The organism is Kribbella sp. VKM Ac-2569, from assembly GCF_004216905.1.
In the GTDB taxonomy this organism is placed as follows: domain Bacteria; phylum Actinomycetota; class Actinomycetes; order Propionibacteriales; family Kribbellaceae; genus Kribbella.
Map to the genome: position 1 here is coordinate 2,500,047 of NZ_SGXJ01000001.1, position 23,339 is coordinate 2,523,385.

At 68.0% G+C, this 23,339-nt stretch carries 20 protein-coding genes; 11 read left to right on the forward strand and 9 right to left on the reverse strand.

Features of this window, described 5'->3' with window-relative positions; all coding sequences use genetic code 11:
* Positions 1-18: 18 nt before the first annotated feature.
* Genes EV649_RS11860 through EV649_RS11880 form a run of 5 tightly spaced genes read left to right on the forward strand, consistent with a single transcriptional unit; the run spans position 19 to position 4,811 of the window.
* Positions 19-1,026, forward strand: coding sequence for a tripartite tricarboxylate transporter substrate binding protein (locus EV649_RS11860; RefSeq protein ID WP_130383249.1), 1,008 nt, complete (start codon positions 19-21; stop codon positions 1,024-1,026).
* On the forward strand, positions 1,023-1,535 hold the full coding sequence (locus EV649_RS11865; protein WP_130383250.1) for a tripartite tricarboxylate transporter TctB family protein: 513 nt from the start codon (positions 1,023-1,025) through the stop codon (positions 1,533-1,535). Before EV649_RS11860 ends, EV649_RS11865 begins: the two co-directional genes overlap by 4 nt.
* The gene (locus EV649_RS11870) at positions 1,535-3,043 is read left to right on the forward strand and encodes a tripartite tricarboxylate transporter permease (protein ID WP_130383251.1); all 1,509 of its coding nucleotides are present in this window, start codon (positions 1,535-1,537) and stop codon (positions 3,041-3,043) included. Before EV649_RS11865 ends, EV649_RS11870 begins: the two co-directional genes overlap by 1 nt.
* Before the next feature lie 10 nt (positions 3,044-3,053).
* Entirely contained in the window at positions 3,054-3,488 is a 435-nt protein-coding gene (locus EV649_RS11875; protein ID WP_130383252.1) for an EVE domain-containing protein, read from the forward strand.
* A gap of 21 nt (positions 3,489-3,509) precedes the next feature.
* Positions 3,510-4,811: an MFS transporter gene (locus EV649_RS11880; protein WP_130383253.1), complete on the forward strand. Its 1,302-nt coding sequence runs from the start codon at positions 3,510-3,512 to the stop codon at positions 4,809-4,811.
* On the opposite strand, the gene EV649_RS11885 is transcribed toward EV649_RS11880, so the two are convergent.
* Entirely contained in the window at positions 4,808-5,251 is a 444-nt protein-coding gene (locus EV649_RS11885) for a hypothetical protein (RefSeq protein WP_130383254.1), read from the reverse strand. The two genes, EV649_RS11880 and EV649_RS11885, sit on opposite strands and share 4 nt — an antisense overlap.
* Before the next feature lie 28 nt (positions 5,252-5,279).
* On the opposite strand from EV649_RS11885, the gene EV649_RS11890 reads away from it, so the two are divergent.
* The gene (locus EV649_RS11890) at positions 5,280-6,578 is read left to right on the forward strand and encodes a crosslink repair DNA glycosylase YcaQ family protein (RefSeq protein ID WP_130383255.1); all 1,299 of its coding nucleotides are present in this window, start codon (positions 5,280-5,282) and stop codon (positions 6,576-6,578) included.
* 6 nt (positions 6,579-6,584) lie between these two features.
* On the opposite strand, the gene EV649_RS11895 is transcribed toward EV649_RS11890, so the two are convergent.
* From EV649_RS11895 to EV649_RS11910, 4 genes are read right to left on the reverse strand one after another with little or no spacing between them, the layout of a single operon-like run.
* Positions 6,585-7,796 carry an adenylate/guanylate cyclase domain-containing protein gene (locus tag EV649_RS11895; RefSeq protein WP_157996228.1) on the reverse strand — a complete coding sequence of 404 codons (1,212 nt, stop codon included), beginning with the start codon at positions 7,794-7,796 and terminating at the stop codon, positions 6,585-6,587.
* A gap of 43 nt (positions 7,797-7,839) precedes the next feature.
* Positions 7,840-9,084 carry an MFS transporter gene (locus tag EV649_RS11900; RefSeq protein WP_130383257.1) on the reverse strand — a complete coding sequence of 415 codons (1,245 nt, stop codon included), beginning with the start codon at positions 9,082-9,084 and terminating at the stop codon, positions 7,840-7,842.
* Entirely contained in the window at positions 9,081-10,445 is a 1,365-nt protein-coding gene (locus EV649_RS11905) for a GH1 family beta-glucosidase (RefSeq protein ID WP_130383258.1), read from the reverse strand. The genes EV649_RS11900 and EV649_RS11905 overlap by 4 nt, the downstream gene beginning before the upstream one ends.
* Positions 10,435-11,028 carry a YbjQ family protein gene (locus tag EV649_RS11910; RefSeq protein WP_130383259.1) on the reverse strand — a complete coding sequence of 198 codons (594 nt, stop codon included), beginning with the start codon at positions 11,026-11,028 and terminating at the stop codon, positions 10,435-10,437. The genes EV649_RS11905 and EV649_RS11910 overlap by 11 nt, the downstream gene beginning before the upstream one ends.
* A gap of 99 nt (positions 11,029-11,127) precedes the next feature.
* Here EV649_RS11910 and EV649_RS11915 point away from each other — a divergent pair, with 99 nt between their 5' ends.
* Positions 11,128-12,324 (forward strand): RNA-guided endonuclease TnpB family protein, encoded by a 1,197-nt coding sequence (locus EV649_RS11915; RefSeq protein ID WP_130383260.1) that lies wholly within the window; start codon positions 11,128-11,130, stop codon positions 12,322-12,324.
* A 33-nt stretch (positions 12,325-12,357) separates the two neighbouring features.
* Here the strand turns inward: EV649_RS11915 and EV649_RS11920 are convergent, their stop codons facing one another.
* Positions 12,358-15,522 carry a penicillin acylase family protein gene (locus tag EV649_RS11920; RefSeq protein WP_241997994.1) on the reverse strand — a complete coding sequence of 1,055 codons (3,165 nt, stop codon included), beginning with the start codon at positions 15,520-15,522 and terminating at the stop codon, positions 12,358-12,360.
* 118 nt (positions 15,523-15,640) lie between these two features.
* Here EV649_RS11920 and EV649_RS11925 point away from each other — a divergent pair, with 118 nt between their 5' ends.
* The gene (locus tag EV649_RS11925) at positions 15,641-16,729 is read left to right on the forward strand and encodes an aminotransferase class V-fold PLP-dependent enzyme (RefSeq protein ID WP_130383262.1); all 1,089 of its coding nucleotides are present in this window, start codon (positions 15,641-15,643) and stop codon (positions 16,727-16,729) included.
* Positions 16,730-16,777: 48 nt separating this feature from the next.
* Here EV649_RS11925 and EV649_RS11930 read toward each other — a convergent pair whose 3' ends face one another.
* Entirely contained in the window at positions 16,778-18,943 is a 2,166-nt protein-coding gene (locus EV649_RS11930; RefSeq protein ID WP_130383263.1) for a DEAD/DEAH box helicase, read from the reverse strand.
* Between the two features lie 362 nt (positions 18,944-19,305).
* On the opposite strand from EV649_RS11930, the gene soxR reads away from it, so the two are divergent.
* Entirely contained in the window at positions 19,306-19,782 is a 477-nt protein-coding gene (gene soxR / locus EV649_RS11935) for a redox-sensitive transcriptional activator SoxR (protein WP_130383264.1), read from the forward strand.
* A gap of 3 nt (positions 19,783-19,785) precedes the next feature.
* Here the strand turns inward: soxR and EV649_RS11940 are convergent, their stop codons facing one another.
* On the reverse strand, positions 19,786-20,370 hold the full coding sequence (locus EV649_RS11940) for a TetR/AcrR family transcriptional regulator (protein ID WP_130383265.1): 585 nt from the start codon (positions 20,368-20,370) through the stop codon (positions 19,786-19,788).
* A 53-nt stretch (positions 20,371-20,423) separates the two neighbouring features.
* Between EV649_RS11940 and EV649_RS11945 the strand changes: the two genes are divergently transcribed.
* Together EV649_RS11945 and snpA are read left to right on the forward strand one after the other, a co-directional pair.
* Positions 20,424-21,311, forward strand: a complete 888-nt coding sequence (locus EV649_RS11945) for an alpha/beta hydrolase (protein WP_130383266.1) — start codon at positions 20,424-20,426, stop codon at positions 21,309-21,311.
* A 171-nt stretch (positions 21,312-21,482) separates the two neighbouring features.
* Positions 21,483-22,166: a snapalysin gene (gene snpA / locus EV649_RS11950; protein WP_130383267.1), complete on the forward strand. Its 684-nt coding sequence runs from the start codon at positions 21,483-21,485 to the stop codon at positions 22,164-22,166.
* Between the two features lie 55 nt (positions 22,167-22,221).
* On the opposite strand, the gene EV649_RS11955 is transcribed toward snpA, so the two are convergent.
* The gene (locus EV649_RS11955) at positions 22,222-23,250 is read right to left on the reverse strand and encodes a LacI family DNA-binding transcriptional regulator (protein ID WP_130383268.1); all 1,029 of its coding nucleotides are present in this window, start codon (positions 23,248-23,250) and stop codon (positions 22,222-22,224) included.
* Positions 23,251-23,339 lie beyond the last annotated feature (89 nt).

A 23,339-nucleotide genomic window follows, 5' to 3' on the forward strand; every position in this document is an offset into this window, starting at 1 on the left:
CCCGAAAGGACTCCGCCGATGAGGTCTAGGCCGATGCTCTGGGTCACCACGGCGCTGGTGGCGCTGGTGACCGCGACCGCCTGTGGTGCGACCGCGGAAAAATCCGACACATCGAACGCCGACAGCGGAAAGCCTGCCACCGGACTGCGGCTGATGGTGCCGAACACTGCGGGCGGCGGGTACGACACCACCGCCCGGACCGCCGCGAAGGTGATGGACGACGCGAAGATCGCCACCGGCGTGCAGGTGTTCAACCTGCCCGGCGCCGGCGGCACGGTCGGCCTGCAGCGGATCGTGAACGAGAAGGGCAACGGCAAGCTCGCCATGCAGATGGGGCTCGGCGTGGTCGGCGCGACGTACACGTCGAAGTCGAAGGCGACGCTCACCCAGACCACCCCGATCGCCAAGATGATCGAGGAGGCCGGCGCGATCGTGGTGCCGAAGAACTCGCCGTACAAGACGATCCAGGACCTCGTCACCGCCTGGAAGGCGAACCCGAAGGGGCTGGCCGTCGGCGGCGGCTCGTCACCGGGCGGACCGGACCACCTGCTGCCGATGCAGCTCGCGCAAGCAGTCGGCATCAACCCGAAGGACGTCAACTTCGTCTCGTACGACGGTGGCGGCGAGCTCCTGCCCGCGCTGCTCGGGAGCAAGATCGCGTTCGGGGCCAGCGGATTCGGCGAGTTCCTGGACCAGGTGGACAGCGGTCAGGTCCGCGTCCTCGCGGTGACCAGCGAGAAGCCGATCGACGCGCTCAAGGACGTGCCGACACTGAAGGGCTCCGGGATCGACCTGGTGTTCACGAACTGGCGTGGCATCGTGGCGCCGCCGGAGATCGGCGACGCGGACAAGAAGGTCTGGATCGACGCGCTGACCAAGATGCACGACTCGCCGCAGTGGAAGGCCGAACTGCAGAAGCACGGCTGGACCGACGCGTTCGTGACCGGTGACGAGTTCGGGAAGTTCCTCACCGAACAGGACAAGGCGGTCGCCGACATCCTGACGAAACTGGGCCTGGCGGCATGAGCACCGCCGAGACTCCACGAGAGGCTCGGCGGGACACAGCGCAGTACGGAGTGTGTGGGTTCCTGGCGGTGGTCGGCGCCCTGGTGATCGTCGACGCCGCCCGGATCCAGCACATTGCCAACAGCAACGATCCGATCGGCCCGAAGCCGGTCCCGATCGTGCTCGGCGTACTGCTGCTCGTGGTCGCCGTGCTGTACGCCGTCGATGTCGCCCGCGGCGGCACCGGTGAGGCCGAGGAAGGCGAGGACGTCGACGTCACGTCGGCCATCGACTGGCGCACCGTACTGCTGCTGATCGCCGCATTCGTGGTGAACCTGGTGCTCATCGACCCGCTGGGCTGGGTGATCAGCGGGACCCTGCTGTTCTGGGGTTCGGCGTTCGCGCTCGGCAGCCGGCACCACATCCGGAACGTGTTCATCGCGGTCGCGCTGTCGCTGATCACGTTCTACGCGTTCGCGATCGGGCTCGGGGTCAACCTGCCGGCCGGCGTACTGCAAGGGATTCTCTGATGGACAATCTGACGAACCTGCTGAACGGGTTCGGCGACGTACTGACGCCGATCAACCTGTTGCTAGCACTGCTAGGAGTCACGGTCGGTACGGCGGTCGGCGTACTGCCGGGGATCGGTCCGGCGATGACCGTCGCACTGCTGCTGCCGATCACGTACGGGCTCGAGCCGGTGCAGGCGTTCATCATGTTCGCCGGCATCTTCTACGGAGGCATGTACGGCGGCTCGACCACCTCGATCCTGCTGAACACGCCCGGGGAGTCGTCATCGGTGGTGACGGCGATCGAGGGCAACAAGATGGCACGGGCCGGACGGGCCGCGCAGGCGCTGGCGACGGCCGCGATCGGGTCGTTCGTGGCCGGGACGATCGGGACGCTGTTGCTGGTGCTGGTCGCGCCGCAGGTGGTGAAGTTCGCGATCAGCCTGGGCGCGCCGGACTACCTGGCGATCATGCTGCTCGCGTTCGCCGGTGCCACGTCGGTGCTCGGGTCGTCGCGGATCCGCGGGTTCGCGGCGCTGCTGCTCGGGCTGGTGATCGGGCTGGTCGGGATCGACAAGGTGACCGGCCAGCAGCGGCTGACGCTCGGCATCCCGCAGCTTGCCGACGGCATCGATGTCGTGGTGGTTGCCGTCGGCATCTTCGCGGTCGGCGAGGCGCTCTGGGTCGCGGCGCATCTGCGGCGCAACCCGGGCACGGTGATCCCGGTCGGGCGGCCGTGGATGGGCAAGTCGGACTGGCGTCGCTCGTGGAAGCCGTGGCTGCGCGGTACGGCGTACGGCTTCCCGATCGGTGCGCTGCCCGCCGGAGGCGCGGAAATCCCGACTTTCCTCTCGTACGCGACCGAGAAGAAGCTGTCCAAGCACCCGGAGGAGTTCGGGCACGGCGCGATCGAGGGTGTGGCCGGACCGGAGGCCGCGAACAACGCGTCGGCCGCCGGCACGCTGGTCCCGATGCTCGCGCTCGGTCTGCCCACGAATGCGACCGCAGCGGTGATGCTGGCCGCGTTCACGTCGTACGGCATCCAGCCCGGACCGCTGCTGTTCCAGCGCGAGCCGAAGCTGGTGTGGGCGCTGATCGCGAGCCTGTTCATCGGCAACCTGTTCCTGTTGCTGCTCAACCTGCCGCTCGCGCCGGCCTGGGCGAAGCTGCTGCAGATCCCCCGCCCGTACCTGTACGCCGGGATCATCTTCTTCGCTTCGATGGGCGCGTACGCCGTGAACGCGCAGCCGCTCGACCTACTGCTGCTCCTGGTGCTCGGTCTGCTCGGGTTCGCGATGCGCCGCTTCGGGCTGCCCGTGCTCCCGCTGATCATCGGCGTGATCCTCGGACCGATCGCCGAGCGGCAGGCCCGGATGGCACTGCAACTGTCCAACGGCGACGTCTCGGGCCTGATCGGCGGGCCGGTCGCGTACGTGATCTACGCCGTGATCCTGGTGATGATCGCCTGGCCGCTGATTGCCAAACTCCGCCGGAAAATTATGACGAAAGATGTCGTATATACCGGCTGACACTAGGTACATGAACGATCTGCACAGGGCCTGGCTGGGTGTGGTCTCCGCGGACCACACCCAGCGGGCCGTCGAGGGCGGTTTCATCCAGCTCAACCACGGCAAGCGGTACGGCGTCGCACGGCTCCGCGAAGGTGACGGGTTCGCGATCTACTCCCCTACCGAGCGGTACAGGTCCAAGGAACCGCTCCGGGCGTTCACAGCACTCGGAGTAGTCGCCGACACCGCGCCGTACCAGGCCGAACCGATGGCGATGGGTGACCGCGGCACGATCCAGCCGTGGCGGCGGCGGATCGAGTTCCTGCCCGTCCACCGCGCGACGCTCCGCGAGGTCGACCTGAAGCTGACCCAGGCGCCGAACTGGGGCTACCAGCTCCGCCGCGGCCTGGTCCCGCTCGAACCGGACGATTTCGAGGTCCTTCGGGAGGTCATGTCAATTTCCTGAGGTCGCGTCCGACGTAGGGGTATGACGACGACATTCAGGCGGTTGCTGATCAACACGTTGGTGGCGAACGTGACGACCACGTTCCTGAGCTTCGGCTTCGCCTTCTGGGTGTACCTGGTGACGCACTCGGTGCTCGCGGCGTCGCTCGTCTCCGGCGTCTCGATGCTGATCGGCGCCGCCTCCGGGACCATCTTCGGGGCGGTCGTGGACTCGCACCGCAAGAAGACCGCGATGGCGCTGTCCACCTCGATCACCGGCGTCGCCTTCGCGCTCGCCGGCATCCTGTACGTCGCCGTCGGCCGGCAGCTCACCAACTGGCACGGGCCGTGGTTCTGGGGGTTCACGCTGCTGGTCCTGATCGGCAGCACGGCCGGTCAGCTCCGCAGCATCGCGCTCTCGACCGCGGTGACCCTGCTCGTCCCGGCCGACCGCCGTGACAAGGCGAACGGTCTCGTCGGCACGGTGAACGGTGTCGCGCACCTGATCACCAGCGTCCTCAGCGGCCTGTCGATCGGCTTCGTCGGCATGGGCGGTACGGTCGCGATCGCGGTCGTGTTCACGGCCGCCGTACTCGTGCACCTGCTGCTCGCGATCCACCTCGACGAGCCGCGGCCGGACCACCACGAGCGGACCCGGATCGACATCCGGAGCGCCTGGCAGACGATGCGCGGCGTACCCGGGCTGCTTCCGCTGGTCCTGTTCAGCACGTTCAACAACCTGATCATGGGCGTCTTCATGGCGCTGATGGACCCGTACGGACTGAACCTGTTCTCGGTCCAGTCCTGGGGCATCGTCCTCGGCATCACCAGCATCGGGTTCATCGCCGGCGGCGCCCTGGTCGCCCGCTTCGGGCTCGGCCGTTCGCCGCTGCGGCTGCTGATGCTGGCGAACGTCGGGATCGCGATCGTCGGCATGGGTACGGCGGCGCGCGAATGGCAGTCGCTGCTGGTGCTGGGCATGTTCGGCTTCATGCTGGTGATCCCGATCGCCGAGGCGGCCGAGCAGACGATCCTGCAGCGGATGGTCCCGTTCGAGAAGCAGGGCCGGGTGTTCGGATTCGCGCAGAGCATCGAGACTGCGTCCACCCCGATCGCCGCCTTCGCCATCGGCCCGGCGGCCCAGTTCCTGCTGATCCCCTACATGGACTCGACGGCCGGCCGCACCACGTTCGGCTGGCTCGTCGGCGACGGCCACGCCCGCGGCATCGCTCTCGCCTTCGTCGCCGCCAGTCTCCTGATGCTGATCGTCGTACTGCTGGCCTTCCTAAGCGCCGCCTACCGCCGCCTAACCATCAGCTACGAGTCCCAACTGGTGCCCGCCTAGTCGGTGAGTCGATGCAGATCCCGAGCGATGGCGTCGAGTTCTTCGGGCGAGAGCACCAGCGTCGTCTCGACCGTCCAGGGCCGGTGCCGGAAACCACCACCGTCCTGCAGTTTGATCCAGAGGACGAAGTGGTCCGGGCCCAGCGCCGGTCGGGGGCCACGGACGAGTTCGAGCCGCATCCCGCTGGACAACCCCCAGACTGCGGAGGAGTTGTTCCAGTCACGCCAGGTCGCGACAGCCTGGTCGAAGAACTGAACCAAGCCGGCGTAGTCCTGGTGGAGGTCGAGCCTGCTGGTTGCGGTGAGTTTCCGGATCCGAAGCTCGGCCTGCAGGTACCGGCGCTTCTCTCGAGGCACGTGCTCCGGGGCTCCGTCCGACGGCCACCGAACGGCGGTCAGCCGGAGGTACTCGTCTGGCTTTCCGATCGTGATGGACTGCATGAGCCCAGTGTCCCGCTATGTTCGAAGTATGGCGGCCGTTGGAGATGAGGTCTCGGGGGCTGAGGCGCGGCGGATTGCGTTGGGTGCGCAGGGGTTTGGGGAGCCGCGGGCGCGCGGTGATGTACGGCGCGTGCGGAAGGCGATCCAGCGGGCGGGCGTACTGCAGCTGGACTCGGTGAACGTGTTGTGCCGGTCGCATTATCTGCCGGTGTTCTCGCGGGTGGGGAAGTACTCGCGGGCAGGTCTGGACAAGATGAGTTGGGGCGCGGACCGGGAGTTGTTCGAGTACTTCTGGGGCCACAAGGCCGCGCTGCTCCCGTCCTCGACGTACCCGTTGATGCGGTGGCGAATGCGGGCGGCCGAGCGGCAGGTGTGGGACGAGGAGCTGAGCCCGGACGTGACCGCGCCGTGGTCGGTCGTCGCGGGAATGCGCCGGCTGACGGCGGAGCGGCCCGGGTACGTCGACGAAGTCCTGCAGCTCGTGACGGACCAGGGGCCACTGACCGCGGGCGAGGCGAGTCCGGACGGCGTACGGCGGAAGCGCTCCGACCCGGATCCGGATCCGACGACCGGCAAGATGTGGAACTGGCAGGACGCGAAGATCGCGATCGAGTACCTGTTCTGCACGGGCCAGGTGACGATCGCGAGCCGGCGGCACTTCGAACGGGTCTACGACCTGACCGAGCGCGTGCTGCCCGCCGACGTACTCAACGCCCCGGAGCCGACCGCCGACGAGGCCCGTCGTGAGTTGGTCCGGATCGCGGCGCGCGGTCTGGGGGTCGCGACGCTGAAGGAGCTCTGCGGCGGCAGTGGCCAGGCGCACTTTCCGTTGCCCGCAGCAACTGGTCGCGAGGTGATCGGTGAGCTGGTCGAGGCGGGCGACCTGGTCCCGGTCCGCGTCGAGGGTGTGAAGCAGCAGGCGTACCGCTGGCACGAGGCGAAGGACCGCCCGATCGACGCGCAGGCGCTGCTCTCCCCCTTCGACCCACTGATCTGGAACCGCGACCGCACCCATCACCTGTTCGACTTCTTCTACCGGATCAGCATCTACACCCCCGCCCCACAACGCATCCACGGCTACTACGTCCTGCCGTTCCTCCTGGGCGACCAACTGGTAGCCCGAGTAGACCTCAAAGCCGACCGCCAAACCTCAACCCTCGTCATCCCCACCCTCACCCCCGAACCAGACGCCCCCGATTTCGTCACGCAGTTGGCGGCCGAGCTCCACCTGATGGCGGACTGGCTGGACCTCGAGCACATCGCCGTACCCGCCAGTGGACGTACCGCCCGCACCTTGACCCAGGCCCTCGGCCCGGAGGCGACCTGAAGCCGATCACGCCCGCGGGCCGAGTAGGAGCCAGGCGGGCGTCGGGCCCTTCCCCTTCAGGTCGATCAGGCCGCGCTGTTCGAAGCGGTACCGATCAGACAGGCGGTCGTAGACCCGTGACGAGACCTGGATCGAGCCGGGCACACCATGGCTCTCCAGCCGGCTCGCGGTGTTGACTGTGTCGCCCCACAGGTCGTAGCTGAACTTGCGCTGCCCGATGACGCCGGCCACGACCGGACCGGTGTCCATGCCGATCCGCAACCTCACGGTGTTGAGGCCGGTCAGCCTTCCGCACTCCTGCAACATGGCGAGCGCCATCTCGGCGACAGCCTCGCAATGATCGTCCCGCGGCGTCGGAACGCCACCCGCGACCATGTAGGCGTCACCGATGGTCTTGATCTTCTCCAGACGGTGGTCGTCGGCGAGCCGATCGAAAGCGGTGAAGACCTCGTCGAGCAGCTTGACCACGTCCTCCGGCGGCAACCCGACCGCAAGCGGCGTGAAGTCGACGATGTCGGCGAAGAGCACGGTCGCCTCGGAGAAGCGGTCGGCGATGACCCCTTCATGCTGCTTGAGACGGGCCGCGACCGCGGCCGGCAGGACGTTCAGGAGCAGACGTTCCGACCGCTGATGCTCCCGATCTCGCTCGCGAACGAAGTACTGCAGCAGCAAGTAGGCGACCAGCGACGGCCCTGTCAGGTTCGCGACGAAGAATGCGGTCTGCACGGCATCGGGAATCGCGGCCGGTTCGAGGACGGGCTCGATCGCAGCAGAGATGGCCAACAGGGCAAGGTATCCGGCGAACCAGGCCACCGCCCCGCGGGCTCCCACGAACAAGACCGCGCCGAGCGCCGGCCAGAGACCCCAGAGCGACACGGCGCTCGAGGCGACGAACCCGCCGAGCGACCACTGGAGGGCGAAGGGGAGCAGGAGCATGAGCGTCAACTGGAACGTCCGGAACGGGACGTATCGCCGCGTCCGCGCGAACCAGACTAGCGAAGGGATCGTGACGACGAGGTAGCCCAGAGGGATCGACATCGGGATCGGCAGACCGAGGGCGAGGTAGGTGACGACCCAGAGTGGCGTGAGGACGCAGATCAGGGAGGTCGACAGCACGAGCGTCGACCGTCGGAGGCGCTCGTCCTCCGCATCGCCGTCGACGGCGCCGACCGCTGCGAGCCGCTGGATCAGCGGCGATCGCTCCCGGTGGATCCTCATGGTCCGGTCACGCCTCATCGTGACAGGAGCGAGCGGCTACCGCCTAGCTGACTGAACGGATTCGGGTGACCAGTACGCCGGCTAGGAGGGTTACTGCGGAGGCCAGGAGGTAGAGGACCGGGTAGCCGCCTAGGTGTTTGACGATGGGGGCGGCGATGGCTGGGGCCAGGACCTGGGGGAGGGAGTTTGCGATGTTGATGACGCCGAGGTCTTTGCCGCGGCTGCGGGCGCTTGGCAGGACCTGGGTGAGCAGCGCGAAGTCGACGGACAGGTAGATACCGAAGCCGGCGCCGAGGATGATTGCGCCGAGGATTGCGCCTGGCCAGGTCGGCCATAGTGCGAGTACGACGCCGGCTGCCGCCATGACCCACCCGGACGCGGTGACGAACACCTTGCGCCGTGCGGATCGATCCGACCACCGGCCGAAGCTGATCGCCGTCACCAGGACGCACACGCTGTAGATCGCCGTCAGGACCAGTACGCCGGTATCCGGGTCAGCGACACCGACCTCGTCCTGCAGGTAGTAGAAGAGGTACAACGTCCCCAACGCATTGCCCACGTTGAACAGGAACCGCGTCAGCCACGCCCACCCGAAGTCCGGGTAGCGCCGCGGGCTGATCCAGAAGCTCTTCACGAATTCGCCGAACACGAAGGCCGGCCGCTCCGTCAACGTCGCATCGCCGCTCCGGAGCAGGTACGGCACAACCGACAACAGCAGGAAGACGGCGCAGGCGACGTACCCGAGGGTCAAACTGTTGAACGCCGCCGCGAGCGCCGTCCCGACCAATGCGCCCAGGACCTGGGAGATAGCGACCCACCCGCCGACGGTGCCGCGCTGCGCGACAGGCACACGATCGGGTACGACGGCGGTGGCCGCGGCGAGCAATGCGTTGCCGAACAGCTGCATCAAGCACCAGCCGATCAGCATCAACGCGATCACATGCGCACCCGACAAGATGCCGAGCCCGATCGCACCACCCACCGCACCGGCAACCACCCACGGGACCCGGCGCCCGTAGCGGGACGTGGTCCGGTCGGAGATCGCGCCGAAGGCCGGGTTCGCGACCACCGAAACCGCCGCACCGACGCCGGTCACCAACCCGAAAACAAATTCCTTGTTGCCTGGAGCAACAGCCTCGGACTGCTTCGCCAGCAAGACCTGGATCGGCCCGAGCCAGGCCGCGAACACTCCGACGTTGGCCAGTACGACGGCAGCGGTCCAGCCACCTCGCACCCGGACAGTCGGTTCCGCCAACGCGGACGGCACGACGCCCGGCTCGGGAATCATCGGCGGCTCTGGGCTATCAGGTCACGCAACCAGTGGTACGACGCTTTCGGCGTCCGCTCCAACGTCTCGAAGTCCACGTGTACGAGTCCGAACCGCTGCGAGTACCCGGCCGCCCACTCGAAGTTGTCCATCAGCGACCACTGGAAGTACCCGCGAACGTCGATCCCGTCGTTCATCGCGGCCTTCAACGACCGCAGATACCCGTCCAGGTAGTCGATCCGCCGCTGATCGGACACCACCCCGTCGACGGGCTCGTCGTTGATCGCGCACCCGTTCTCGGTGATGTAGATCGGCGGCAGCTTGTCGCCGTACCGCGCCTTGAAGATCCGCAGGATCTCGCCGAACGCGTCCGGCACGATCGGCCAGCCGAAGTCCGTGGTCGGGTACCCGGGCAGCGTTCGCGGCTCGAAGGGCAGGCCCGGCGGAAGCAGCACGCCGTCGGTGGCCGCGGTGTCGGCCTGCCCCGTGGCGACGCCGACCGAGACCGGCGCGTAGTGGTTGATGCCGAAGAAGTCGAGCGGCGTCGAGATGACCGCGAGGTCGTCGGCGACCGGGCCGGGCATCGCGTCACCCATGCCGGACGGGTACTCCCCGAGCAGGATCGGATCGGCGAACAACCAGTTGATCAGGTTGTCGTACAGCGCGGCGGCTTCCTTGTCCTCCGCGCTGTCGCTCGCGGGCCAGGTCGGCGCGTGGTTGGACGCGATTCCGATGCTCGAGGCGCCGGCCGCCCGCAGCGCCTGCACCGCGCGGCCGTGGGCGAGCAGCTGATGATGCGCGACCGGGAGCGCGTCGAACAGCAGCTCCTTGCCGGGGGCATGCGCGCCGAGCGAGTAGCCCATCAGCGTCAGCACCATCGGCTCGTTGATGGTGATCCACATCGGCACCCGGTCCGCGAAGTGCGCGGCCAGAATTCCGGCGTAATCCGCGAACCGGTCGGTGATGTCGCGGGACAGCCAGCCGCCCGCATCCTCGAGCGGCTGCGGGGTGTCCCAGTGGTACAGCGTCGGCGCCGGGTGGATTCCGGCGCCGAGCAGCGTGTCGATCAGCCGGTCGTAGAAGTCCAGGCCGGCCGCGTTCCCCGGCCCGCTCCCCGACGGCTGGATCCGCGGCCAGGAGAACGAGAACCGGTAGGTGTCCACCCCCAGCTCACGCATCAGCGCGACGTCCTCGGCGTACCGGTGATAGTGGTCGCATGCGACCGCGCCGGTGTCGCCGTTGAGGATCCGGCCAGGCTCGGCGCAGAACGTGTCCCAGGTCGAGGGACCGCGGCCGTCCTCGGCCACGGCACCCTCGATCTGGTACGCCGACGTCGAGACCCCCCACCGGAAATCCGCTGGAAACGTCAGGTCAGCTGTCATTCGCATCGTCCTCGTCGGGAGTCGTGTCGGTCGGCCGCGGCGGCTCGATCCTCCGGACGACCACCGCCGTACCGTAGGCGGCCACCTCGCTCATGGTCTGCGCGATCTCGTTGCAGTCGAACCGCATCGCGAGGATCGCGTTGGCGCCCATCTGCTGCGCCATCTGGCACATCCGCATCACGGCGACGTGCCGCGACTCGGCCAGCATCTGGGTGTACTCCGGCACCTCGCCACCGCCCAGCGACCGGAAGCTCGCGGTGAAGTTCGACCCGATGTTGCGGCTCCGCACGGTCAGCCCGAAGACCTCGCCGAACACGTTTTCCGCGATGTACCCGGGCAGGTCGTTCATGGTCGAGACCAGCACCGGGTACGGCGACCCCTGCGGAGCGACATGCGGGACGTTGGACGAACCCTGCTGATAGCCGCCCTGCTGGCCGTAGCCCTGCTGGTCGTAGCCCTGCTGCTGCGGAGGACCCTGCTGGTACCCCTGCGGCGACCCCTGCTGATACCCGGGCGGCGGCCCCTGCTGGTAACCAGGCTGCTGCGGCGGATACGGCTGGTTCGGGGGAAAGTTCTGGTTCATCTGAGGTGTTGCTGGGAATCCCGTCCTCAAAGGCGGGAGGACCCGCAACTAACTCCCTTCACGTGAAAACCGTCGGTGCCGTCTGATGGGGTATATATCGTGTCCCGCTACCGTCTCGCGCCGACCCTAGCCCAGGTGTCTGGGTTGGTGGAGCACTGCCGGCATGCGCGGTATATGTGGAATCTGGGGCTGGAGCAACGGCTGATGTGGCGGCCGGGCCGCCCCGCGGCCCCTGGGTACGCGGCGCAGTGTGAGCAACTCACCGACGCTCGCGCGGCCGAGCCGTGGCTGAAAGCCGGGTCGCAGACCGTGCAGCAGCAGGCGCTGCGGAACCTCGACCAGGCGTGGCGGAACTTCTACGCAGGACCTCACGGCCGCCCAACCTGGCGCCGCGAAGGTGTGCATGAGGGTTTCCGGATCGTCGGGGCTGCGGCGCAGCGGGTCGAGAAGCTCAACCGGAAGTGGGGCCGAGTGCTGGTCCCGAAGGTCGGCTGGGTGAAACTCCGGCTGTCGCGGAAGCTGCCGGACGCGAAGTCGTACCGCGTCACGCGGGACCGGGCCGGGCGTTGGCACCTCGCGTTCGCGGTCATCCCCGAACCCATCCAGGCACCCGGAAACGGCGACGTGGTGGGTGTGGATCGTGGAGTCACCGTGTCCGCCGCGCTGTCGACCGGGGAACTGCTGTCCTGCCCCAGCCCGTCGGGTCGGGAGCAGCAGCGTTTCAAGCATCTGCAACGCAAGCTCGCCAGAGCCAAGCGGGGCAGTAACCGGCGCGGAAAGATCAGGGCCGCGATCGCGCGGTTCAAGGCACGCGAGAGCGACCGGCGGAAGAACTGGGTCGAGCACACGACCACCGACCTGGCCCGGCGGTTCGACATCATTGCGCTTGAGGACCTGCGTATCCGCAACATGACGAAGTCGGCGCGAGGCACCATCGAAGCGCCGGGCCGCAACGTCCGGCGGAAGGCAGGACTCAACCGGGGCATTCTCGCCCAGGGTTGGGGCCTGCTCGTTCAGCGTTTGGAGCAGAAGGCACCGGGCCGGGTCGAGAAGGTCAATCCTGCGTACACGTCGCAGACCTGCAGTGCCTGTGGGCACGTCGCATCGGAGAACCGCGAGAACCAAGCGGTGTTCCGATGCGTCGCCTGCCGGCACAAGGCCAACGCGGACGTGAACGCGGCCATCAACATCGAACGCATCTCCGCGGCCGGACGGGCCGTGGACGCACGCCGAGAGACCGCAGTACTGGTCTCTGAGAAGCGTGAACCTCAACACGCACCCCCAGCGGTCGCGTAGCTGGAATCCCCCGCCTTCAGGTGGGGGAGGACGTCAACATCTGAAGACTTGCAGCTCGTACAGTGAATACCCGTACGACGTCGCACGCTGCGTCCCCGTCACCCGCACATACCGGGCCGGTACGGCGCCGAACCGCACCACATCCACCCCGCCGTCACCGGCCGTCGTCGCGTACACCTGCTGCCAGGTCGACCCGTCCCGCGACACCTCCACGCGGTAGCTCTTCGCGTACGCCGCCTCCCATCGCAGCACCACCCGGCTGACCGTCTGCTCGTTGCCGAGGTCAACCTTCAACCACTGCGGATCGGACCAGTCACTCGCCCACCGGGTGTCCAACTTCCCGTCGACCGCCTGTGCCGGTGGGGAGTTGTACCAGCCCTTCTCGTAGCTGCTAGCGGTCGCCGTCTTCCCGGCCGCCAGGTTGCTGACGTCGTCACCCCGCTTCGCCGGGAACTCGACCACCTGCTGGTACGTCGGCCGGTTCACCCACGCGATCCGGTCCTGGGTGATGCCGCCCATCGGGTTGTGCGCGATCTGGTCGGCGCAGAACTGGTCGCCCGCCGCGCAGTCCGCGCTCGCCGGGTACGTCGTCGACGCCGGCACCTTGGTTGCCGCGAGCAAAGTCTCGGTGAGGACCGACCGGCACGCGGCCAGCGCGCCGCCACCGCAGTACGTCACCGGCTGGGACGCCTGCACCGGGTCGCCGAGCACCTTCCGGAGATCCCGCTGGACGAAGCCCCACCAGCCGCTCTGGAACGCGGATCCCTGCGCGCTCGGCCGCTCGTCGATCTTCAGGTTCGCGACCAGGGCGCCGTACAGGTCGGGGCCGAGGTCCTTGAACTCGGCCGGGACGAGCAGCGGCCACCAGGCGTCGAGGATTCTGATCGCGTCGGCGTTGTCGTACGTCTTCGAGGACGCGTTCGGCGACTTCCGATGGGCGCCGGCCTGTTCCCACGCGCTCAGCTTGGCTACCGCGTCCGCGACGGCCGGATCGGTGATCGGTGCTGACTTGAGGACTCTCAGGAGATAGGGCAGGACCTGGTCGCCGCGGAGGTCGACCGTGGCCGCGTCCTCCATCGCCTCGACCAGCTTCCCGCGGGTGAACTTCTGGCCGTTGTCGATGACCGCCTTGATCCGGTCGTCGAGCGGCTGACTCCGGTAGACCGCGTTGTAGCCCCACTGCCCGTCCGAAGCAGAGAACCCAGGCGCCTGCTTGTTGTTCCAGCTCGTCAGGTAGTCCTGGTTCACCACCTGCGGATGCTGGGCCGGCGGTGTGTAGGTCGCACGGTTCGTGGCCGGGTTCCAGCCCTGCCACTCGTACGAGCTCCAGGTCGGCAGGTTCGGGTCGGCATCGGCCGCGCGGACCGGGTTGTCGCCGGAGTTGAAGTACGCGATCGAGTTCTTGTCGGTGTAGAACCAGTTGAACGTGTACCCGATGTTCGTCGCGGCCTTCTGGAAGTCGGCGGCCGAGTGGATCTTGTCGGGGTCGTTGAACTGCATGAACCCGAGCGCCGAGCCCGCCTCGTTGCCGTACGTCGACCGGTTCTTCGTGAACAGCACCGGCTTTCCGCCGACCGTTCCGCGGTGCGTGACGATGCCGTACTTGGTGCGCAGGGCAACCAATGTGTACGACCCGGCGGGCTCCGACGAGCCGAGGCTGGAGTACCACGCGTTGTGCCGTTCGAGCCGCTCGATCGGCACGCACTGGCCGCGGAAAACGTAGTACTGCGAGGTCTTGGTCGGCGTCCCGCCGTTCGGCTCACACAGCGGTACGGCGAACGTGTCGGTGATGTCCTGCCCCGCGGACGTGGCGCTCCACGAGTAGTCCGGGCCGCGGCCGATCAACGTGTAGAAGTTCAGGCCGGCGAACGCGATCCCGCGCGAGCTGACCCCGGGACCCTGCAGTTCCTGGCGGAGCAGCAGTTGCGGGGCGAAGTACCCGGTCTGCGGGCCGTAGACGGCGATCGGGTTGCCCGACTGGGTGTGCGCGCCGGAAACCAGCAAGGCATTCGACATGCCCTTCTTTCCGAAACCTTCCGGAAAGAGTCCGCCGTCGAAGAGTCCGCGCAGGCTTTCCGCGCCCTTCGGCGCCGGCTTCGCGATCGCCGTCTTGTTGGCCGTCTGGTCGATCACCTCGGGCTCCGGGGTGACCGAGCCGCGGTCCGGCAGCGCGCGGCCGGCCGGGTTCGGCACGGTGGTGCCGTACGGGAAGGTCGCGCCGTTGTGCACCGTCGTACTTGCTTCCGGGTCGTTCTGGGAACGGAACGACTCCCACACCTTGGTGCCCTGGGCGACGCCGTACTTCGCCTGCGCCTCGAGGAGCGCGAGCGCGGACGTGACCTCGGCGCCGCCGCCGGTGCCGAAGATGCCCGCGACCACGGCCGCGGTGGCGACCACGTCGGTCACCTTCCAGTGCGGCGTCGGCCAGTCGAGACCGAGGGCGACGTACTCACCGGGGTACGCGATGCCGACCGTGTCGATGTAGTGGTTCACACCGTCGACCCAGGCCTGGATGTCCTGCTGCATCTTCACGCCGTCGGCGCCGTACAACTCGTCCGCGTCGTCGAACTGTCGCTGCAGATCGGCCTCGGTGTACGGCGCGGTCCGCCAGAACTCCCGCTCGAACTCGCGGTTGGCCGCCGCACCACCCGCGAAGGGGGTCAACTGACCACGCCCGAGATGCCGGAACACGTCCATCACGAACAGCCGGTCCTGCGCGCCGGCGTACCCGGCGCCGAACATCGTGCCCAACCGCGTGGTGCCGGTGATGTGCGGGAGACCTCGCGACTTGTCCCGGACGATCGTGACATCGCTGCGCGGCTTGACGGTACTTGCCACGTCATCCGGTTTCACCCCGAACGACGAGTCGTCGTAGTACGGCGCGAGGCCGGCGTCGGTGATGCCCTGCGAGTTCCAGACCAGATCCTGGTACGGCTTCACCGTGTCGCTGAAGTGGGCCGGCCGAACCCCTAACGCCTTGAAAGCAAGGAGATCCGTGAACGTCGCGTTACCGTTCTGACCCGGCGGCAGGATGTCGCGACATTGCTCCAGGCAATAGTCGCCGGGGCTCGCGGCAACGGCTTGCGACGCCGCTTGCGGTGCCGCTTGGGTCGGCGCGGGCAGGGCCGCAAGGACAGCGGTGACAGCTGCCACGGCGAGCGTCGTACGAAGGCGGGTTCGGGGTGCGGGGCGGGGCACGGTTCCCTCCTCAGGTCGGTAAAAGTGAGAATGACTCACGAGTAGCTTCGGGTCAAGATCTTGACTGCTCTCAGACTCTCGCCAATTGCAGTCCGTCACCACTACGCTCAGCAACACCATGAGCATCCACGATCGTTATCGGTTGAGTGTGGTGATCAACGCCAAGGGGACGTACACCCCGCTGGGGGTGTCGAGGAGCTCCGACGGGGTGGCGGCGGCCGTCGCACAGGCACTGCCTGAGTTCTTCGTGATGGACGAGCTCGGCGACCGCGCCAGCGAAGCCATCGCACAAGTGACCGGCGCCCAGGCGGGCGCCGTCGTGCACTGCACCGCGGCCGGAATCACGCTCGCCGTCGCGGCCACCATGACCGGCGGCGACCCCCGACGTACGGCGGCGTTGCCGGACGCAACGGACATGCACAACCGCGTCGTCCTGCCGGCCTGCCACGTGGTCGACTACGGGCATTCCAACCTGCAGGGCATCCGGCTGGCCGGTGCACAGGTGGACCTGGCCGGCGACGAGGACCGTTGCACGATCGCCGATCTGGAGGCCGAGCTCGACGGGCCCGACATCGCCTGCCTGATGCTGGTCTCGTCGCGGTTGACGGCGGGCGAGCCGATCGACCTGGTGGCCGCGATACGGGCCGCGCACCGTCGCGGCGTACCGGCGATCATCGACGGGGCGGCGCAGTTCCCGCGGATCGCGGACCTGCTCGCGACCGGCGCGGATCTAGTGCTGGTGAGCGGGCAGAAGTACCTCGGCTCGCCGACCGCTGGGATGGCGGCCGGGAGCTGGGCGCTGGTGCAGGCGCTGCGGGCGCAGGAGAAGGGCATCGGGCGGGTGATGAAGCCGACGAAGGAGGCGATCGTCGGCGTCCTCGCGGCGCTCGAGGAGTGGCAGGCCTTCGACCGGGTGAAGTGGGAGGCGGACGAGCTCGCCAAGGTGGATGCGTTCGTCGCCGCGGTCGCGCGGATCCCCGGCGTCACGGCCGAGGTGGTCCCGGACCCGACCGGCCTGCAGGTGTCGCGGGTCCTGCTGAAGGTCGGCGACGCCAAACGGGTCGCCACCGAACTCGAAGCCGGCACACCACCCATCTACGTGATGACCGACCGCATGGCCGAGAACGAGCTGATGCTGGAGCTGATCCCGCTCGACTCCGACGAGATCGCGACCGTCCTCGCCCGACTGTGGGCTGTCCTGACATGAGTAGGCCCTGATCCCCCTTGTTTTGCAGGGGAATCAGGGCCTGTCAACTCAGTGCTGGTAGGACTTTCCGTCGGTACGACGGCCGCCGTTGCCACTGCGACGCGGGCCGTTGCCGCCCCGGCTGTCGTGGCCGCGACCCGGACGGGTGCTGCCGAAGCGCTTGCCACCGCCCTTGTTGAAGCGCTGCGGCTTCGGGGCCGGAAGCTTCACCGGGTAGCCGGACGGCTTGGTGCCGCCGGTCAGCTCGGTGACCAGCTCGTCGCCCGGACGGGCCCGAACCGGATCGGCCTTGACGCCGGCGGACTCGGCCATCCGGATCATCCCGCGGCGCTGGTGCGGCAGAAGCAGGGTGACGACGGCGCCCTTGCCACCGGCACGCGCCGTACGACCGGCGCGGTGCAGGTAGTCCTTGTGCTCGGCCGGCGGGTCAGCCTGGACGACCAGGCCGACGTCGTCGACGTGAATGCCGCGAGCCGCGACATCCGTTGCCACGAGCACCGGAACCGAACCGTCCTTGAACTGGTCCAGCGTCCGGTTCCGCATGCCCTGGGTGAGGCCGCCGTGCAGAGCCGCGGCCATCACGCCACGGTCCCGCAGCTGCGTCGCGATGCGGTCGGCACCCAGCTTGGTGCGGACGAACACGATGGTCCGGCCGTCCCGGCTGGCCAGCTCGGCCGTCAGCGACTGCTTGTGCGCCGGCTCGATCACCAGCAGGTGGTGCTCCATCGTGCTGACCGAGGCCTGTCCCGACTCGGTCGAGTGCTGCACCGGGTCCTTCAGGTAGGTACGGACGATCTTGTCGACGTCGTTGTCCAGCGTCGCCGAGAACAGCAGGCGCTGACCTTCCGGCGGCGTCATGTCGAGCAGCGTGGTGACGGCCGGCATGAAGCCCATGTCGCACATGTGGTCGGCCTCGTCCAGCACCGCAACCTCCACGGCGCCGAGGTCGGCCGCACCCTGCTCGCACAGGTCGATCAGGCGGCCAGGAGTCGCGATCAGCAGGTCGACGCCACGACGGAGCGCGTCGATCTGCTTCGGGTACGGGAGACCGCCGGCGATCAGCTTCAGCGACACGTTCATCACGTGCGCGAGCGGCTCGAGGGCGTCGTGCACCTGCATCGCGAGCTCACGGGTCGGCACCAGGATCATGCCGCGCGGGCGGCGCGACTCGGTGTGACCGCCGGACAACCGCATCAGCGTCGGGAGACCGAAGCCGAGCGTCTTGCCGGAGCCGGTCTGACCGCGGCCGAGCACGTCCTTGCCGGCCAGCGCGTCCGGGATGGTCGCGGCCTGGATCGGGAACGGCGCGGTGATGCCGTCCCGGGCCAGCCGCTGCACGAGCCGCGGCGCGAGGCCGAGCGCGGCAAACTGGTTGTCTTCAGCAACAGTACCGAGATCCACCGGCTGTTCCGCCTGCTCACTCCGCCGGTTGTCCCGGTTGTTCACCCGTTCGTCCCTCCGAAAACTCTTGTCGTCCCGCTCGAACCGCGGGCGGTCATTGGTGTACTGCGGACGCTCGTCGCGGTTGAACCGCGGTCGCTCGTCCCGGTTGTACTGCGGCCGGTCGTCGCGGTTGAACCGCGGCCGCTCGGTCCGCTCGCCCTGCGAACGGTCGTCACGCCGGTACGACGAACGGTCGTCCCGGTTGTACGACGGACGCTCGTCGCGGTTGCCCTGCGGACGGTCGTCCCGGTTGAAACGCGACCGGTCGTCACGGTTGTAGGACGGACGCTCGTCGCGGTTGTACGACGGGCGGTCGCCACGGTTGTTCGACGAACGGTCGTCGCGATTGCCCTGCGTGCGGTCGTCCCGGTTGAAACGCGACCGGTCGTCGCGGTTGTACGACGGGCGGTCGCCACGGTTGTTCGACGAACGATCGTCGCGGTTGTACTGCGGACGGTCGTCGCGGTTGTAGCTCGGGCGGTTGTCCCGGGCGCGGTCGTCGCGGTTGTTGCGCGCGGCGGGCCGGTCGTCGCGGTTGTACGACCGGTCGTTCCGCTCGTCGCGGTTACGGTCGGTCGAGCGCTGGCCGCGGTCGGAGCGCGCCTGCTCGGAGCGGTACCCCTTGACCGGCGTGCTGTCCGTACGAGGTGCGACATAGGTCGGGTCCGCCGCGAGGCGTTCACCGTACGACTGGTTCTGGTGTTTCTTGTGCCGTGGCTTCTTGATCCGCCCGTCGGCGGACTCGGGGTCGTGCTGGTGGTGCTGGGTCACGCAAACTCTCTCTCGGATTCACGGACGAATTGCCGGATCGCAGCCGCACGGGAGCGCCGGTCACGAACATGACCGGACAACAACGTGCTCAGCAGGAGACGGGCATCGACCTGCGGGTGCTATCGCGTTGCACCCATGTCGCCGGACTTTCAGCGGATGCCGAAACCGACGGGTCGGAGCGCCTGGAACATCTCTGGTGACGCGACGCGCGCACCGACACCCCAAAAGTATAACCGATCGTGACCGTTCCCCCGACCACGCACCCGACCCTGCACCCGACCGCCAGACCACCCACCCGACTGGTCTTTCCCCGCACTTCAAGCATGGTTGAGTTTTTGGGACGGGGTTCTAGGGTGGCGGGTATGGGTGAGGAGAACGTCCCCAGCAAGGAGCATTGGCTCTCGATCGGGGAGATCGCGCATCGGTCCGGGGTGGCGGCCTCGGCGTTGCGCTTCTACGAGGACCAGGGCCTGATCGCGTCCCGGCGTACGGCCGGTAATCAGCGGCAGTACCAGCGCAGCACGCTGCGGCGGATCGCGTTCGTGCAGGCGGCGCAGCGGGTCGGTCTCGCGCTCGCGGAGATCAAGCAGGCGCTGGACTCGCTTCCTGAGGACCGTACGCCGACGCGCGCCGACTGGAGCAAGCTGTCGAAGACCTGGCGCAGCCGCCTCGACGAGCGCATCGAGGAGCTCGAACGCCTCCGCGACGACCTCGACTCCTGCATCGGCTGCGGCTGCCTCAGCCTCCAGCGCTGCAACCTCTACAACAAGGAGGACCGCCTCTCCGACCGAGGTCCCGGCGCCCGCCTCCTCAACGTAGGCATCCCCGGCGAGGCATAGGCGCTAGGAAAGTAGGCCGCGCTCCACCACTTCGACGAGGAGCTCGGCCGCCACAGCGGCGTCGTACGCCGGATCGGCGAGCGACTCCGCCACGATCGCGTCGATGCCGCCACCGATCAGCAACGCAGCGGACCGCGCATCCACCTCACCCGTCAACCCACGGGCAACGCGCGCCGCGGACACCAGCTCCGCGACCACCGACCACCGCTCCTTCGAGTCGGTCAGCGACGCACCCGAGGTGATCGCCTCGATGAGCATCCGCACATGCCGCGGCCGCTCCAGAAGGTGCCCAACCATCGACCGGATGTACGCCGCCGGACCGCTGGCCGGCCCCGCCGCTTCAACGGCCGCGGCGACCGTCGCCACCACCCCGGACAGGACGTGCTCGTGCGCGGCCTCGACCAGCGCCTGCTTCGACGGGAAGTGATACAGCACTCCCGCCTTCGTGATCCCGGCACTCTCCGCGATCCGCCCGAGTGACGCCGCGGCGTACCCACGCTCAGCAACCAGCTCGATCGTGACGTCGACCAACTGCGCCCGGCGAGCCTCCTCGGTGAACGTCAGGTTCCGGCCACGCGCTGAAGGCATGCCCTCAACCTACCGTATGGTTAGATCACCTACCAATCGGTTAGGAGAGTTCGATGCCCGACAATCTCGGTCGCTGGAACAGCACGGCCGGCTACGAGAACTACCGCTCCAAGTACGACGCCGCGATGCAGGACCTGCCCACCCCGACCGCGGCCCACGACATCCAGACGGACTACGGCGTCGTCCGCGTCTACCAGTACGCCGGCGCCCAGGGCGGCCTGCATCCACTCGTACTACTGCCCGGCACCTCGTCCGGAACGCCGGTCTGGGCCGACAACCTGAAGTCGTTGCTCGCGATCACCGACGTCTATGCGATCGACCTGCTCGGCGAGCCCGGGATGAGCATCCAGAGCAAACCGATCACCTCCGACGAGGACAAGGCGGCCTGGCTCGACCAGACCCTGGCGGCTCTACCGGAGCAGCGGTTCAACCTGCTCGGACTCTCGATCGGCGGCTGGAGCGCGATGAATCTAGCCGTACGCCGGCCGGACCGGATTGCCACGGTCACCACCTTGGACGCGCCCTTCGTGTACGACGGCCTGCCGCTGAAGACCGTCGTTCGGTCGATCTCGGCCACGATCAAGTGGCTGCCGCGGTCCTGGCGGGACAGCTTCAACTCCTACACCGCAGGCGGCGCCCCGGTGGAGCACGTCCCGGTCGCCGACATGATCGAGGCCGGCATGAAGAACTACACGATCAAGCAGCCACCTCCGCACCGCATCACCGAGTCACAGCTGGCCGCGCTGCCGATGCCGGTCCTCGCGATCATCGCCGGGCGCTCGGTGATGCACGATCCGGCGAAGGCCCGCAGTACGGCGGAACGCGCGCTCCGGACGGAGACCATCGTGCTCTATCCGGACGCGTCGCACGCGGTCAACGGCGAGTACCCCGACCGGATCGCCGATGATCTGCGGACGTTCCTCGCGGCGCACGACCGCTGAACCCATAACCCGGTCGCTATGTCCGGCATAGAACGGGCCGCGGGATTCGCGGGTTAACCCGAGGGTTTTGCGGGAAGCGATGCGGAAGATCGGGAGTCTTGGGAGCATCCGATGGTGGCGATCGGTAATCCGCCCGTCGCTATCCGCCACCGATTCGGAGTGAGGCCCTCCATGTCGCATCGCCGTATCCTCTCCAGCCTCGCGGGGCTCGCCGCCGCCGCGCTGGCCGTACCCGCGCTGGCAGCGTCCCCCTCGACTGCCGCGCCCGCCGTCGACTCGCCCGTCTCCACCGCCGCCACCCGCGCGGGGTACGTCGGCTCGCCGCAGGACGAGGCCGCCACGAAGGCGTTCTACGACGCCGTGATGAAGTCCGCCCGCGCCAAGATGGCCAAGCAGGCCAAGGCCGGCCAGAAGGTCACCGCGGTCACCGTCACGTACGCCGTCGACGCACCGACGTTCGCGTCCCAGATCTCGTCCAGCACGCAGATCTGGAACTCGTCGGTCAGCAACGTGAAGCTCGTCGAGGGCAGCAGCTACGACTTCTACTACACCGAGGGCAACGACTCGCGTGGCTCGTACGCGTCGACCGACGGGCACGGGAGCGGCTACATCTTCATCGACTACGCCCAGTCGGAGCAGTACGACAAGACCCGGATCGTCGCGCACGAGACCGGTCACGTCCTCGGCCTGCCCGACCACTACTCCGGCCCGTGCTCCGAGCTGATGTCCGGCGGCGGGCCCGGCCCGTCCTGCACGAACGCGTACCCGGACTCGACCGAACGCTCCAAGGTCAACCAGCTCTGGGCCAACGGATTCAGCGCACTCCCCGGCGCAGCGTTCCACACCGCTCGCTGACCCGACCTCCGGCTCGGCTCCTCCGGCAGGGGTCGAGCCGAGCCGGAGCCAACCCTCAGGTGTTCGTTCTGACCGGGCCGGTCGAGCCACGTACGACGAGTTCCGGGCGGAACAGGAACTCGGTGTGCGGGGTGGCGTGACCGCGTACCTCTTCGAGGAGGGACTGGACCGCGGCCAGGCCCATCGCATGTACGGGCTGGCGGATCGTCGTCATCGGCGGGTCGGTGAACTCCATCATCGGCGCGTCGTCGTACCCGACCACCGAGAAGTCACCGGGAACCGAGAGCCCTCGCTGACGAGCAGCGCGGATGACGCCGAGCGCCATCATGTCCGAGCCGCAGACGACCCCGGTGACCTCGGCCTCCAGCAACTGCCGGCCGGCCGCCTCGCCGCCCTCGACACCGAACATGCTCAAGGCAACCATCGGATCGAGGTCCACGTCGGACAGTCCGAGCTGCGCCTTCATCGAGGTCCGGTACCCGGCCAGCTTCCGCTGGACGACGATGAACCGCTCGGGCCCGGACGCGAAACCGATCCGTCGGTGCCCGAGGGCTACCAGATGAGTGACGGCCTGCTCCATCGCGGCGTACTCGTCCGACGACACGAACGGCGCCTCGACAGACGGCAGCCATCCGTTCACGAAAACCACCGGCAGCCGGCGCTCGACCAGCGCCTGGTAGCGCTCGTGGTCCGCGCCGGTGTCCGCGTGCAGGCCGGAGACGAAGATGATCCCGGAGACGCCGCGCTCGAGCAGCATCTCGACGTACTCCTCCTCGGTCGCGCCGGACGGCGACTGCGTACACAGCACCGGGGTGAATCCGCGCTGCGACAACGCCGACTCGATCACCTGCGCGAACGCCGGGAAGATCGGGTTGATCAGCTCCGGCATCACCAGCCCGATCAACCCCGCGGACCGGCGCCGCAACCGCGACGGCCGTTCGAACCCGAGTACGTCGAGGGCAGTCAGCACCGACTGTTTCGTGTCCTCGGCGACCCCCGGCTTCCCGTTCAGCACCCGCGAGACCGTCGCCTCACTGACCCCCGCCTTGGCCGCGATGTCCGCCAGCCGTGCTCTGCTGCTCACGCCCGGCACTGTACCGAGGCACCGCTGACTTTTCAGCAAGATCCTGCAAGAACTTGCAGACTGCGCACGGGTGTCCACAACGTGAACAG

Coding starts and splice junctions, on each gene's coding strand:
- EV649_RS11890 (WP_130383255.1), top strand. CDS start 5,280: ATGGCGGCCGTTGGAGATGAGGTCTCGGGGGCTGAGGCGCGGCGGATT.
- EV649_RS11900 (WP_130383257.1), bottom strand. CDS start 9,084: ATGATTCCCGAGCCGGGCGTCGTGCCGTCCGCGTTGGCGGAACCGACT.
- EV649_RS11940 (WP_130383265.1), bottom strand. CDS start 20,370: ATGCCTTCAGCGCGTGGCCGGAACCTGACGTTCACCGAGGAGGCTCGC.
- soxR (WP_130383264.1), top strand. CDS start 19,306: ATGGGTGAGGAGAACGTCCCCAGCAAGGAGCATTGGCTCTCGATCGGG.
- EV649_RS11870 (WP_130383251.1), top strand. CDS start 1,535: ATGGACAATCTGACGAACCTGCTGAACGGGTTCGGCGACGTACTGACG.
- EV649_RS11880 (WP_130383253.1), top strand. CDS start 3,510: ATGACGACGACATTCAGGCGGTTGCTGATCAACACGTTGGTGGCGAAC.
- EV649_RS11910 (WP_130383259.1), bottom strand. CDS start 11,028: ATGAACCAGAACTTTCCCCCGAACCAGCCGTATCCGCCGCAGCAGCCT.
- EV649_RS11875 (WP_130383252.1), top strand. CDS start 3,054: ATGAACGATCTGCACAGGGCCTGGCTGGGTGTGGTCTCCGCGGACCAC.
- snpA (WP_130383267.1), top strand. CDS start 21,483: ATGTCGCATCGCCGTATCCTCTCCAGCCTCGCGGGGCTCGCCGCCGCC.
- EV649_RS11945 (WP_130383266.1), top strand. CDS start 20,424: ATGCCCGACAATCTCGGTCGCTGGAACAGCACGGCCGGCTACGAGAAC.
- EV649_RS11925 (WP_130383262.1), top strand. CDS start 15,641: ATGAGCATCCACGATCGTTATCGGTTGAGTGTGGTGATCAACGCCAAG.
- EV649_RS11860 (WP_130383249.1), top strand. CDS start 19: ATGAGGTCTAGGCCGATGCTCTGGGTCACCACGGCGCTGGTGGCGCTG.
- EV649_RS11905 (WP_130383258.1), bottom strand. CDS start 10,445: ATGACAGCTGACCTGACGTTTCCAGCGGATTTCCGGTGGGGGGTCTCG.
- EV649_RS11895 (WP_157996228.1), bottom strand. CDS start 7,796: ATGAGGATCCACCGGGAGCGATCGCCGCTGATCCAGCGGCTCGCAGCG.
- EV649_RS11865 (WP_130383250.1), top strand. CDS start 1,023: ATGAGCACCGCCGAGACTCCACGAGAGGCTCGGCGGGACACAGCGCAG.
- EV649_RS11885 (WP_130383254.1), bottom strand. CDS start 5,251: ATGCAGTCCATCACGATCGGAAAGCCAGACGAGTACCTCCGGCTGACC.